We start from the raw sequence: 14,000 nt of genomic DNA on the forward strand, positions 1-14,000 counted from the left end.
GGTCGGGCGGGGGGATAACCCGCATTGACGGCATTTCTCTTTCGCTCCAAGCGTGGCGAGGGGACGTCCGTACCCAGATCGTGAATTCCCGATGCCCGCATCGTGCGCTTGACCGTATCGGCCGAAGCCATTGTTTCGCGCGGGATCTCCAGCAAATTTGCTCTTCCGAAACACCTCCAGCTACGAGACCGGCCAGCCGAACTTGATCAGGACGGCTTTGCGATGTTTTGGGGCATGGTGACTGACAACGAGATTTTCGGGAAGAATCTCATCCGAGCGATCACATTGCCGGAGGGTTGGCAAAATCTCTATCGTCAGTTGATGCTCGATATCTCTGCGATCGACAGGCGCGCCAGACAAGCGGCACATTTTGCCACGGGTCGACATCCGGAATTGGTCAAGCCGCCGCCACATCGCGGAAGAATATAGGCTGATCTTCCTTCACTCTGCCGGGGAAGAACTCGCCGTAGAGCAAATTCCAACCCACCAAGTTCGTGGAATTTGATTACCGCACCGGCTTGGACCCCTAAGTTTTGCAGAAAGTGGAGGTTCCACCGGACCGCCCGCCCGCTTCATCTCTCGCCGAGGCCTAAAGGCCATACCAGATCGCTCCAGTTCACAAGAGCGACCGTGACTCAGGGATTTAATTGATGGAACAGCTTCTTCGTGCGCGTCGCCGGTCGATCCTAACAGGAACGGCGCTCATCATTATGGGTTTTCCCGCCGCTTCGGCCTGGGCCCAGTCCGGTATCCAGCCTGAACGGACCAATGCCGAGGCTGAATCCAACTCGACTGGCCAAGGCGAGATAGTCGTGACCGGTTCGCGCATCGATCGCCCCGGATATGAGTCGCCCACTCCCCTGCTGCACATGACGCAGGCCGACCTTGACGTGGTCAGCCGGACCAACATTGGCGCTGCGCTTGCTGACCTGCCACAGTTTAAGGCGTCGCAGTCGCCGCAAACGTCGGGCACCAACGCACAGGCGGGCCGGTTCCCGATCAACATACGCGGCCTTGGTGAAACCCGATCGCTCGTCCTGGTGGACGGCCGCCGTCTTGTCAGCGACAACGACCTCAACACCGTGCCATCCATCATGGTCAAAAGCGTGGACATCGTCACCGGTGGCGCTTCGGCCGCCTGGGGCTCCGACGCGGTCGCCGGTGTCGTCAACATGCTCATCGACAGCGACTATGAGGGCGTTCGTCTTGGTGCCGAAGGCGGCATCTCTTCGCGTGGAGATGCGGGTCAGGTCAAGTTTGAAGGCAAATATGGCACTGCCTTTGCCGGTGGACGTGGCCATTTCGTGATCGGCGGCGAGTATGTCAACAATGACGGCATCCTGAAAAAGACCGACCGCAAGAATACCGGCCGTTTCGCCACCGTCAACAACACATTGACGCCCGATGTCGGGCTCGCCACCCGCCTGATCGGCGGCTACATCACATCGGGTACTCTACGGGGTTATGGCTTCAATCCGGACGGCACCCTGCGCGTGCCCGACATCGGCACTGTCGTCGGCACCAATATGATCGGTGGAGAAGGCCCGTCCGATGACGAGCGCAGCCCGCTGATCACGCCGCAAAAGCGCTATGCGATGATGGCCAAGGCGTCCTACGAGCTGACCGACACGCTCAAGCTGAGCGCTGACCTTCGCTATTCGCGCTATTATAACAGTTACACCTGGTTCGGCGATAATACGGGCAGCGTCACCATCCGGTCCGACAATGCGTTCTTGAATAACAACATCAAGCAGGCCCTGGCCGCAGCCGGGCAGACCAGCTTCACGATGGCCCGCTACAATGCGGATCTGTCGTACAGCACCATCAATCTGGACCGGCGCAGCATCCAGGGAACCATTGCCCTGGACGGCAGCTTTGATGAGGGGCGCTGGCGCTACGGCGCCTATTACAGCCACGGCCAGTATCGCAACAAGATCAATACGCCGGGCTTTCTGATCGCACAGAATTTCGCCAACGCCGTGGACGCGGTTATCAGTCCTGCCACGGGTCAGCCCGTATGTCGGTCGGGCGCTGTGGGCTGCGTACCTCTTGACCTGTTCGGCGAGGGGGCGCCTTCGCAGGCGGCGATCGATTATGTCACGGGCACGCCGCGTCTGAATGGCCTGAACAAGATCGACACCTATGGCGTGTCGCTGCGCGGGGAACCAATCGATTTGCCCGCTGGTCCCGTATCGATCGCCATAGGCGCGGAAGGCCGCAACCTGTCCACCGTCAACAAGGTCGGTGAGCTTGATGCCGCAAAGGCGTTCAGCACATTCTACTTCAGTTCCCTGCGCGGCAAATACGACGTCAAGGAAGCCTTTGCCGAAATCGTCGTACCGGTCATCAAGGACGTGCCATTGTTGCGCAAACTGGAGTTGAACGGCGCTGCACGGGCGTCGGATTACAGCACCAGCGGCACCAGCTGGTCGTGGAAGCTGGGCGCGACCAACGAGTTCTTGCCGGGCGTGATCGGGCGCGTTGCCCGTTCGCGCGACATCCGCGCACCCAATGTGAGCGAGCTCTATTCGAACCAGACCGTCAGCTATGTCGGCGTGGTTGACCCCCTTTACAGCAGCGAGGGCAGCCGCAGCGTCCTCGTCTATGGTGGCGGCAATGCTTCCCTCAGGCCGGAAAAAGCCGACACCTGGACCGCAGGCATTACGACGGCTCCGACGCGTGGCCTGACCGCGTCGATCGACTATTTCAATATCTCGATCAAGGATGTCATCACCAGCATCAGCGCGCAGGTTCTGGTCGATCGTTGCAATGCGGGCAATGACAGCCTGTGCAACTATATCACCCGCGGCACGGACGGACGGATCGCCAGCGTGGCATCATCGTCAGTCAATCTGTCGGAATTCAAGACCGACGGCGTCGACGCGGAACTGGCCTATACAATGCCGGTGAACAATGATGCCAACGGCAAGCTCACCTTCCGCCTGCTTGGAACCTGGGTGAACCACTTCACGACCGATGACGGCATCAGCAAGGTGGAATATGTGAAATCGCAGGGCTACGCCTTCGTCAACGGCGTGCCGCGCATTCGCGCCAATGCGTCGGTTGGCTATGCCAGTGACGGGTTCAGCGGCCTTGTTCGAGCGCGCTATCTCTCGTCAGGTTATTGGAACCGCACCAGCACGTCGCTGACCAACAATCATATTCCAGCCTATACCTATGTCGACCTGCAACTGAGCCAGAAAATTCCGTTCGGCGAGGGCAAGCATTTCGAACTGTACGGCAATGTGTCGAACCTGTTCGACAAGGAACCGCCGCTCTATTCGACCTTCTCGCCCTATTATGACGTGATCGGCCGCTACATGACGGTGGGTGCACGCCTCGAATTCTGAAGACGCCTCTTCAGGCGTCAAAAAAGGCGGCGGGTGCGAACCCGCCGCCTTTTCCTTTGCCATTCGCTGCCGACGGGAAAGGCTTTTCTTCCACTTAATCGCTAAAGCGGCGCATCCATTCCACCATTGTCGTGTCGGGGTGTGAGGACAGAATATGGGCCAGAACCTCCGGCCGTTCGTCCTGCCCCAGCTTGAATATGCCCGCGCACGAACCGACGTCAGCCCGAAAGCCGATGATCGCTCCCGCCAACCGGGAATAGCGAGCGCCCAACTCCTCCTTGCGCCATGGTGCGGTGCGGCCACGCTCCATATGGCTGATCAGCATGTCGAGGGCAGGCTCTGTCAGAGCCTCGTCGAAATGAAAGTCGGCCGCTATCCGCAGTTGGACATAATTCCAGGTCGGCGCCCAATCGCGCAGACCTGCATGTTCGGGCGAGACATAGCCTTGGGGCCCGGTGAACAGGATGTGCGCACGACAATCGGTCTGAAGCGCGTCATGCAGCGGATTATGGCGCGCCATATGTCCGATCAGAGCGATCAGGCGCCCATCCCGGTCATATTCGCCGAGAAGGGGGAGCAGAGATGCCGCAGGCTGCTCTACGCTGGCGCATGTCTGGACCCAGGCGAGCGGATATTGCTCAATCAGGAAACGGACGTCCTGCGGACGATAAGCTGAAAATGCTTCGTTCAATGTGCTGCTTCCCATCTACACAACGGCTCGACGCCGCTCTAAGGCTGCCCATGGAGGTGCGACTGGTCCACCTCAAGGGCCAGTCTGTCGAGACAAACGGGACCAGCTTTGAATTGCCTATCGGCCCATCAGCAATTAGGGCGGATATCATTCAAAACGAATGGAACAGTCAGGCCCGGATCACAGCATCATGCTTCGCCCCCTGCACGTCATGCTTGGTGACAGGATCGATCCTGCACTACCGACCCCTATCTACATTCAGGTCATTTCGGCTATAATCCGGGACATCGAGCGCGGTAGGCTGGCGCCCGGCACCTATCTTCCAGGCAGTCGGCAACTCGCTACCGAACTGAACCTCAATCGCAAGACGATCGTATTTGCCTATGAGGAACTGATCGCCCAGGGTTGGCTGGCATCGTCCGGTACACGCGGAACGATGGTAGCCACGACCTTTCCCGATCCTGTTCGCAGAAAGCGCGCGGATACGCCAGACCTTACGTCTCCCCACAAACCTAGTCCACAATATCGGATCTTGCCGACTCCCGCCCGGCCCCTTGCACTGCCGGGTGGATCGGGGATTAAATTGGATGAGGGCGCACCTGACGGCCGCCTGTTTCCGAACGAAGCGCTCATGCAGGCCTATCGCAATGCATTGTTGCGTCCGCCGGCGGACAGTCATCTGCAATATCGCGATCCCTTCGGCACGGTGCAGCTCCGTTCGGCAATTGCCGACATGCTGCGCCACCAGCGCGGCCTGACGATCGGGCCGGAAGAAATCTGCGTCACACGCGGCAGCCAGAACGGCCTTTTCCTGACGGCCCAGGCCCTGATTCGCCCCGGTGACGCCGTGATCGTCGAAGAATTGACATATGAGCCGGCACTCGCAGCCTTCCGCATGATGGGCGCCAACCTTGTGTCCGTGCCTTTCGATGGACCGACGATCGACATCGACGCGGTGGAAAAGGCATGTCGCAAGCATAAGGTGCGCGCGATTTTCCTGACTCCCCACCACCAGTTTCCGACCACCAGCGTATTGCGCCCCGAACGTCGGTTGGCGCTCCTCAACCTCGCCAAGCAATTCGGCTTTGCGATCATCGAGGATGATTATGACCATGAATTTCATTTCGCATCACAGCCGCTCTTGCCCATGGCGGCATTTGCGCCAGACCATGTCATCTATCTCGGGTCCTTGTCGAAGCTGATCGTACCGGCGCTGCGCGTCGGCTATGTCGTTGCGCCCGAGCCGATGATCCGTGCGCTGGGACATTATGTGTCGCTGACAGATGGCATGGGTAATACGGTCACCGAAGATGCCGTCGCCGATCTCATCACCAGCGGCGCGTTGAGACGCCATGCCCGCAAGGTGCGCAAGATTTATGGCGAACGTCGCGAGCGTTTTGCCGAAAGGCTGCGCCAAAGCTTTGGCGATCGGATCATGTTTGAAACGCCCAATGGCGGGCTGGCTTTCTGGCTGCGTTTTCCCGGCATCGACCTTCTGGCGCTCGAAAATGAGGCAAAAGCGCTGGGCCTGCGCTTCGCCTCGTCCGAATCGTTCATGGTGCACCCGCAGGCCGAGCGCGGCCTGCGCATCGGCTTTGCCAGCCTCAACGATATGGAGGCGGAACGGGCGATCAAGACATTGGCGAAGGCGCTGGATCAGGTCGGATAGGTCAATATTCGAAGGAGGCAGCGCTGCCCTGCGCCTCCTCGAACGCCGCAGCACGCGCTCTCGCCACGGCAACCTCGCGCTTCGACATGCCTTCGAACCATTGCGCGGCATGCGGCTTGCGACTTGGCCACTGTTCATCGAGCGTCGCCGCATCATAAAGACGCCCGTTCTGCATCACAAGGCTGAGCGAGCGCGTATTGCGAATATCGGCCAGCGGATCGCGGTCAAGGACCAGTAGGTCGGCCAGCTTGCCGGGTTCGATCGAACCGAGGTCAAGCGCCCGGCCGATCACTTGGGCAGAGCCTATCGTCGCGGCGCGCAGGATCTGCATCGGGCTACCCCCGCCAAAGGCCATCGCTTCCAGTTCCCAATGATAGGAGAGTCCCTGAACCACGCCATGTGCGCCGACACCGAGGAGGCCACCGGCAAGGCCTATATCGCTTGCCTGCTTGGCAAACATCGAGAAGCCTTGTCCGTCAGCGCGATTCCATTGCGCACTGTCCCGCTTCGCCGCGAAAGCGAATTCGGGAACGAAGCGGTTCAGTTTGGCGTCGAAATCCTGCTGATGGCCCGCCGTCATCATCCCCAGCGGCCCCGGCGCGCCGTACAGTACCAGCATCGTAGGGACAGTCGAAATTCTCGATCGCACGAGCATCTGCAACACATCGTCATGCACCGGTGCGATCGGCAGGCTATGTTCGTTGCCGGCATAGCCGTCGAGCATCTGGGTCAGGTCGAGCCGGTAGTCGCTCGCGCCTTCGGTCGTGGGCATCAGTCCCAGCGCCTGCGCGCCTTCGATCAGGTGTCGCCGCGCCGCCCGGCCGCCGACCATATATTGTTTGATATTCGGTGTGCGGTAATAATCCGAATAGCGCCGCAGCGTGGCAATGGCGTCCTCGCGACTATCCATCGGACTGGTGCGGAACACGCCCTCACCTGTTGAAAAAGCGCGCTGGCCGATCATAAGGCCAGCGTCGATCATGTCCGCATAGCCGAACACATCTGGATCGAATGTCTGCACATCCAGACCGGCAGTGACGCCATAGGCAAGGTTGGCGGAGAAATCCCAATGACCGATGTCGAGGATGCGGCGGCGCGTTTCGAACCAGTGGGCGTGGGCATCGATGAAGCCTGGCACGATGAATTTGCCAGTGACGTCGCGTATCTTAGTGCCCGCAGGAACCGGGATGGCCCCGCGCGCGCCGATAGCGGCAATGCGGTTGTCGACGATCAGCAGGTCGGCGTCGTCGATGATCTCGTCCGCCTTCATCGTGGCCACCCGTGCCCCGCGCAACAGCAACTTGCCCTTGGGCACGTCGCGAGGCAGCACCACGTCCATCTTCGCGCTGCGCGCGCGGCCTTCTATGATAGCGGGCGGGCCGCTTTTTGTAGCGCCCAATTCCAGTTGCCGCACCGTCGATCCAACCGACCAGAGCAAAGAGCGCATGTCCGGCGCCCAATCCATGTAGTCCGCACCGATCGCGGTGATCCGCCGCGCGCCCGAAGCCGGATCGCTGACGGTAACAGTCGGCGCAGCGCTGCCGTCTTTCACCACCGGAACAGGGACCAGATAGAGTTGCGAGGCATAGCGCACCAGCGCCGTCCTGCCGTCCGCGCTGAGTTGCGCATTCTTGAGCGGTGCCGGCGCATCGAAATATTGGCTGTCGGGACGGGCTACCAGCTTGACCAGTTGCCTGACCGCGTCCTTGCCCTGCGTACCGGCATCGACGGCATGCGAGGAAATCCAGCCATCGGCATAATAGCGCACCCGTGCAGGATCGGCATCGCGGCGCAGGTCCATCGCGGCGCCTACCTCCCCCAACACCAGGCGTTCGCCGCCCTCTGCCGGCAGCCGCACCAAAGTCGAGGGCATCGGCCCAAGGCTTTCGGCAGACCGATAGAGGCGGTCGTGCTGGCTGGCCGAAAAGGCCACTACGGCCTTGTCACCCGCCAGGAACAACGGCTCCGAATAATAGGCTGGCTGCGTCGTGATCCGGCGCGGCGCGGTCTTGCCGTCGACCGCCGCGATCCAGACATGGCCGCCCTCCTTCGCTGTCCAGGTGACATAGGTGACGAAGCGCCCATCGTCCGACCAGCTGGGTTGCCAGGCGGCACCAGGGACGTCGAGGCGGCGCGGCCTGGCGCCCTTGCGGTTGTCGGCAAGGTAGAGCCCCCCGACGGCGCCGAAGATCACGCGCTTCCCATCAGGCGAAAGGCGCGGGGTCTGGATCACCCGAACGTGGACCGGCCCGGTATCGACATGGTGCTGACGGCGCAGGTCCGGACCCATCTCCTGCCGCACATGCGCTTGGAATGGAATGTCGGTCAGGTCGCCCGACGCGATGTCCAGCCGCTTCAACCCGCCGCCCATGCCCATATAGATGCTGCGATCATCGGCGGAAAAGACCATGCGGGGAAGCAGGTCCACATAATAGCCACCAGATTGGCCATCCGGGTCGATCAGGCCATGAAGCAGACGATCCGTTCCGTCCGACAGATCATGCAGGCGCAAGGCGGTCTTCCCGTCTTCCCGGGTGGCATAGGCAAGCCAGCGGCCATCATGCGACAATAGCGGACGCATGCCGCCGCCCGGCGTCGTCAGGACAGCGCTCTGCTTGCGGGTGGCCAGATCGAACCTAGCGATCGTCCAGTGGGGTAATGGGCCGCTGGTCCAGGTGGTCCCGGTCTTGATCGCGTAATAGAGGCTCTTGCCGTCGGGGGACGCGACGACACCCATCGCGTTGCGCCGTTGAGGGTGAGGATCATCACCGTTCGGCTGCGCCTTTACCAGCACGTCATGCTTGCCGCTTTCGACATCGAACGACCATAGTTCGAAGGCCAGGACACCCCAGACCATCCGCGATACATAGAGCGTCTTGCCATCGGGGGACCATGCCGGCGAACTATAGTGGGCAGCGCCATTGGCTTCCTTCGACACGCGACGTGCATTGTCGCCATCGACATCGGCGACCCAGAGCGCCTCCGCCCCGTCGCGATCGCTGACGAAGGCGATATGGCGACCATCGGGCGAGAAGACGGGCTGGGTATCGAACGCGGCGCCGGTCATGACCGGGCGGGCTTTGCCCCCTTGCGATGGCAGGGCGTAGATATCACCGAGCAGATCGAACAGGATCGTGCCGCCGTCCCGCGATACATCCAGCGCAGGCCAGGTAACTTCCCGCGTATCATATTCGATCACCCGCCCGGTGAGCGGCGGCAACGGATTGGCCCAAGCCACCGAACTGGCCGATATGGACCAGCCTGCCAGGATTGCCGCATTCGCCAGCCATTTCTTCACGCCGTCACCCTTCGCGTCCCTTATCAACGGCTGCTTGATCGCCGGCATGCTGTTGCGGTGGAACATCCAGTTTCTGCCTGACCAAGGGACCACCGCCGGATTTGCCGGTCAGACCGTACTGAGCAACAGGCTTGTTTCGCTGTTGAGCACGCCTTCGATCATCCGCACTTGCCGGAGCACACGGTCGAATTCTGACAGGCTGGCGGCATGGATATCCGCCACCAGATCCCAGTTTCCATTGGTCGTATGCAGTGTCCGGATCTCGACGATGCCTCTCAGCTTGCGAATGACCTCTGTCGTCGATTTGCCGGTAATCTCTATCATCATCACCGCACGAACCGAAAGATCATCATAGTCGTCGCGCACCCGGATGGTGAAGCCCAGCAGCGTACCGGTGTCGACGAGCCGGTCCAGTCGGCTTTGCACCGTACCGCGCGCCACGCCGAGGGCATCGGCAAGCTTTGAAAGGGATGCGCGCCCGTCAGCCCGGAGATGGCCGATGATGCGTCGATCGAGATCGTCCGGAATGAACTTCGCGAAGCCGGTCATGAGTGGACTCTACTTTGGGCAAATTGCTCAATTCAGCTATAAAAATCGTCTAATTTTGAGCGCATTGCAAGGCGAAGCTGCGATTTTGATCATTATGTGTCGGCGGTAGGGTTGTGACGCAGCTATTTGTTCCAAGGAATTTCCATGGCCCCCACACCGTCCCCCCTGGCGTTCATCCCATTTGTCAGCGTCGAAAACATGATGCGTCTGGTTCACCATTTCGGGATCGAAACCATGTTGCGCGAACTGACCGACGCGATCGAGGCAGATTATCTGCGCTGGCATCTTTTTGAAAAGACGCCCCGGCTTGCTTCGCATTCGAAGGAAGGGGTGATTGAATTGATGCCCACTTCGGACGGCGAGGCTTTCGCGTTCAAATATGTGAACGGTCATCCCAGCAACTTGGCCAAGGGCCTTCAGACCGTTGCTGCCTTCGGACTATTGGCGCGGGTGGATACAGGCTACCCCCTGCTCCTTGCCGAAATGACGCTCCTGACCGCTCTGCGTACGGCGGCTACATCCGCAATGGTGGCGCGCCGGCTGGCCCCGGCAGGATCGCGCGTGATGGCGATGATCGGCAATGGCGCACAGGCGGAATTCCAGGCCATCGCCATGAAAGCCATTGTCGGCATCGAGGAAGTACGCCTGTTCGACATCGACCAGGCGGCAACGCGAAAGGTCGCGCGCAACCTTGCGGGGTCGGGATTGCGGGTCGTGTCTTGCGACACGGCGGAAGACGCTATCGAGGGTGCCCACATCGTGACCACCTGCACCGCAGACAAGGCCTATGCCACGATCCTGTCCGACAACATGGTCGGCGCGGGTATTCACATCAATGCCATCGGTGGCGATTGCCCCGGCAAGACGGAGTTGCACAAGGACATCCTCGGACGGGCCACTACCTTCGTCGAGTTCGAGCCGCAGACCCGTATCGAGGGTGAAATTCAGCAGATGGACCCATCCTATCAGGTGACCGAGTTCTGGAAGGTGCTGAGCGGCGAGGCGCAGGGCCGTACCGACGCCCGGCAGATCACCCTGTTCGACAGCGTCGGCTTTGCCGTGGAGGATTTTTCCGCATTGCGCTATGTCCTTGGCAAGCTGGAAGGGACCGAATATTTCCAGCAGCTGGACATGGTTGCCGATCCGGACGACCCACGCGATCTGTTCGGCATGCTTCAGCGCGCAGCGGCCTGACGGGAGATTTGCGATCCGAGCGCGGGCTGGTCCCGCGCCCGGATCCGATATTGGACCTTTACCGATCCCATAGCCGGGCCAAGAGAAGCGCAACATTCAATCATGAGGAATGAAAATGGGCGATGGTATCCTGGAACGCATGGCGATGAACCGTAGAACCATCCTCGCCGCCGCACCGGCTGCACTCGCCGCTGGAGCTGCCCCTGCCTTTGCAAAATCCGCCGCAGCGAAGGGGCCGAGCGATATCGTCCTCATGAACGCTACCGATCTTTCCGCTGCGATACGCCGTCGCGATCTGTCGAGCCGAGAGGTCATGACCGCCCATCTCGCGCACATCGACACACTCAATCCGCGCTTCAACGCCATCGTGTCGCGGGTGGATGGCGACATGTTGATGCGTCAGGCTGCGGCGATGGACGAGGATGCCGCCGCCGGTCGCTTCCATGGTCCCTTGCATGGTTTCCCTCATGCGGTGAAGGATACCGCGCCGGTCAAGGGCATCGCCAGCACCCAAGGGTCACCTATCCTGCGCAACAATATCCCAAGTGCCGACAGCCTTGTCGTCGCGCGCATGCGGAAGGCCGGCGCAGTCTTTATCGGCAAGAGCAACGTGCCAGAATTCGCGCTGGGTTCGCACAGTTTCAATCCGCTATTCGGTACGACGCATAATGCCTATGCCTATGGCAAGGCAGCTGGCGGCAGTACCGGCGGCGGCGCAGTGGCGCTCGCGCTGCGGATGGTACCGGTGGCCGATGGCAGCGACTTTGGTGGCTCTTTGCGCAACCCGCCCGGCTGGAATAATGTCTTTGGCTTGCGTCCCTCGTTTGGCCGCGTGCCATCCGTGCCCAATAGCGACATGTTCTGGCAGAATTTTGCGACATCGGGGCCTCTGGGCCGGACCGTTGCCGACCTAGCCATGCTGCTGTCGGTTCAGGCGGGCGAAGATAGTCGTGCGCCTTTCTCGCTCGCTGACGATCCTGCCATCTTCGCAAAACCTCTCGACCGGAATTGGAAGGGGGGCAGGATCGGCTGGCTGGGCGATCTGGGCGGTGCTTTGCCAATGGAAGCAGGTATCATGGACACCTGCACGAAAGCGCTCAAGGCCTTTGAAGCGATTGGCATGACAGTCGAGGAAGCCGCATTGTCCGAACCCGCAACGGATATGTGGCGCACGGCCGTTGCACTGCGGTTCTGGTCCGTTGGCGCAGATTTGCAGGCTTTTTATGACGATCCAGCCAAACGGGCGCTCATGAAGCCGGAAGCGATATGGGAAGTTGAGGGCGGCATGAAACTGACCGGCCCGCAACTGGCAGTCGCGTCCGCCGGTCGATCGCGTATCTATCAGGCGTTCCATGCTGCATTCGCGAAGTACGACTTTCTGGTGCTGCCCACAGCCCAGGTCTTTCCATTCGATGTGAAGGAACGTTGGCCGACGGAGATCGCCGGGAAGCCCATGGACAGCTATCATCGCTGGATGGAAGTTACCTTGCCGGCAACGATGGCGGGTTTGCCTGTACTTGCAGTACCTGCTGGCTTTGGCGGAGCTTTGAAACTCCCGATCGGCCTCCAGATCATCGGGAAGCGGCATAGCGATCTTGCCGTCCTTCAGGTCGGGCACGCCTATGAGAAAGCGTCGCCCTGGATCGCCGCCAGTTTGCCGTCCGCCTTGAATGGTTAGCTGATGATCAGCTTGCCTCTCATCTTCTAAAAGACGACCCATATCTGCGTGGTCGATGTCGACGGGATGGTTTTGCGGCGCGATGTTGTCGCGAACGATCCCGATGTTCTGGCCAAATGGATCGACAGACGTTGTTCGGGGCTGTCACGCGCGGTGTCAGAGACAGGAACGCTATTAACGTTCCTGTATCATGGGTGGTCAAGCATGGTGTCGCGATAGAATGTATTTGCGCGCGGCGCTAAGGGCGTCCTTTCAACCCGCGGGAACAAAAGCGACGTCAACGACGCGGAAAGCCCCTATCGCATCTGGTCGGCTATGGGGAGCGACGCCCTTGCCAGGATAAGCAGCCTGCTTTATATAGCGTGCTATGGAATCGCCAACTAGAGATTTTGCTACGACGAAGCGTGCGGTGGCAAAGGAGCTTTCCTTCGCGCTGTACAGTGCCGCCAATCGCATGGTGCGCCTGCACAAGCCATTTCTGGAGCCGCTGGGGCTTACCTTTCCGCAATATCTGGTGATGCTCGAACTATTCGAGGACACGCCGCAATCGGTGGGGGAGCTTGGCGCGAAGCTGAGCATGGATACCGGCACGATCACCCCGCTGCTCAAGCGGATGGAGGCCGCCGAACTCGTGACGCGGCGCCGCGACGCGAGCGACGAGCGGCGTGTGCTGGTGGACCTCACCGTCAAGGGCCGCGCCTTGCAGCAGGAAGCGTGGCGGGTGAGCGGGCAGATCAAATCCGCCTGCGCCCTGACCGATGCCGGGCTTGCCGACCTGCGCGACACGCTCGACGGCTTCGCCCGGCCACCAACGGATTGACGATACGCCCGTCGCCCCCTTCCGGTGGGTATTCCTCACCCTTCAAGAAAGTCACTATGTCATGAAAATCGGAATTCTCGGCGTCGGCTTCATCGGCGAAACTCTGGTGCGCAAACTCAGCGGTGCCGGCCATGATGTGCGGGTCGCCAATTCGCGCGGTCCCGATACGCTGCGCGATCTGGCGCAGGAAACCGGCGCGACGGCGGTGACCAGCAGTGAAGCACTCCAGGATGTCGATGCGATCATCCTGTCCATCCCGCTCGCCAAGATGCCGCCACTCAAGGACCTGCTGGCCAGCGTTCCTGCGGACGTGGCGGTCATCGACACATCCAATTACTATCCGCTGCGCGACGGCCATATCTCGGCGATCGACGACGGCCAGCTGGAAAGCGAATGGGTCGCCGAACAGATCGGCCGCCCGGTGACGCGCGCCTGGAACGCCGTGCTGGCCGGCACCCTGCGCAAGGATGGCAAGGCGAAGGGCGAGGCCGGGCGGACCGCCATTCCGGTAGCGGGCGACGATGCGGCCGCCAAGGCGATCGCGATGGAGCTGGTGGAGGCGACCGGTTTCGACGCGGTCGATGCGGGCAGCATCGCCGAATCCTGGCGCATTCAGACCGGCAGCCCGGCCTATTGCACCGCCCTGACCGTCGACCAGCTGCGCGAGGCGCTGACGCTGGCGGACCGCGAACGCGGGCCGGCACGCCGTGACGCGGGCATGGCGGTCGTCCTCACCTTCGGTGCGAAGTAT

The 14,000-nt window shown here is 60.9% G+C and carries 10 protein-coding genes; 7 read left to right on the plus strand and 3 right to left on the minus strand.

Going from position 1 to position 14,000, the window contains the following annotated elements:
• Positions 1 to 108: 108 nt before the first annotated feature.
• Both AC07UX_RS15335 and AC07UX_RS15340 read left to right on the plus strand, forming a co-directional pair.
• A complete protein-coding gene (locus tag AC07UX_RS15335; RefSeq protein ID WP_495192850.1) occupies positions 109 to 429 on the plus strand; it encodes a hypothetical protein in 321 nt (106 codons plus the stop codon).
• A 221-nt stretch (positions 430 to 650) separates the two neighbouring features.
• Positions 651 to 3,350 (plus strand): TonB-dependent receptor domain-containing protein, encoded by a 2,700-nt coding sequence (locus tag AC07UX_RS15340; RefSeq protein WP_495192851.1) that lies wholly within the window; start codon positions 651 to 653, stop codon positions 3,348 to 3,350.
• A 94-nt stretch (positions 3,351 to 3,444) separates the two neighbouring features.
• Here the strand turns inward: AC07UX_RS15340 and AC07UX_RS15345 are convergent, their stop codons facing one another.
• A complete protein-coding gene (locus tag AC07UX_RS15345) occupies positions 3,445 to 4,041 on the minus strand; it encodes an FMN-binding negative transcriptional regulator (protein WP_495192852.1) in 597 nt (198 codons plus the stop codon).
• A gap of 190 nt (positions 4,042 to 4,231) precedes the next feature.
• Between AC07UX_RS15345 and pdxR the strand changes: the two genes are divergently transcribed.
• The gene (pdxR, locus tag AC07UX_RS15350; protein ID WP_495192853.1) at positions 4,232 to 5,710 is read left to right on the plus strand and encodes a MocR-like pyridoxine biosynthesis transcription factor PdxR; all 1,479 of its coding nucleotides are present in this window, start codon (positions 4,232 to 4,234) and stop codon (positions 5,708 to 5,710) included.
• A gap of 1 nt (position 5,711) precedes the next feature.
• Here the strand turns inward: pdxR and AC07UX_RS15355 are convergent, their stop codons facing one another.
• Both AC07UX_RS15355 and AC07UX_RS15360 read right to left on the minus strand, forming a co-directional pair.
• Positions 5,712 to 9,056 (minus strand): amidohydrolase family protein, encoded by a 3,345-nt coding sequence (locus AC07UX_RS15355; RefSeq protein WP_495192854.1) that lies wholly within the window; start codon positions 9,054 to 9,056, stop codon positions 5,712 to 5,714.
• Between the two features lie 60 nt (positions 9,057 to 9,116).
• Positions 9,117 to 9,557, minus strand: coding sequence for an Lrp/AsnC family transcriptional regulator (locus tag AC07UX_RS15360; protein WP_120253325.1), 441 nt, complete (start codon positions 9,555 to 9,557; stop codon positions 9,117 to 9,119).
• Between the two features lie 144 nt (positions 9,558 to 9,701).
• Here AC07UX_RS15360 and ocd point away from each other — a divergent pair, with 144 nt between their 5' ends.
• From ocd to AC07UX_RS15380, 4 genes are all read left to right on the plus strand, one after another.
• On the plus strand, positions 9,702 to 10,751 hold the full coding sequence (ocd, locus tag AC07UX_RS15365) for an ornithine cyclodeaminase (protein ID WP_495192855.1): 1,050 nt from the start codon (positions 9,702 to 9,704) through the stop codon (positions 10,749 to 10,751).
• A 115-nt stretch (positions 10,752 to 10,866) separates the two neighbouring features.
• Positions 10,867 to 12,429, plus strand: a complete 1,563-nt coding sequence (locus AC07UX_RS15370; RefSeq protein WP_495192856.1) for an amidase — start codon at positions 10,867 to 10,869, stop codon at positions 12,427 to 12,429.
• 409 nt (positions 12,430 to 12,838) lie between these two features.
• On the plus strand, positions 12,839 to 13,249 hold the full coding sequence (locus AC07UX_RS15375) for a MarR family winged helix-turn-helix transcriptional regulator (RefSeq protein ID WP_495192857.1): 411 nt from the start codon (positions 12,839 to 12,841) through the stop codon (positions 13,247 to 13,249).
• Positions 13,250 to 13,310: 61 nt separating this feature from the next.
• Positions 13,311 to 14,000 (plus strand): NADPH-dependent F420 reductase (locus AC07UX_RS15380; protein WP_495192858.1); only part of this gene is annotated, 690 nt, incomplete at its 3' end.

Source organism: Sphingobium sp. GW821-FHT02B05 (assembly GCF_059421905.1).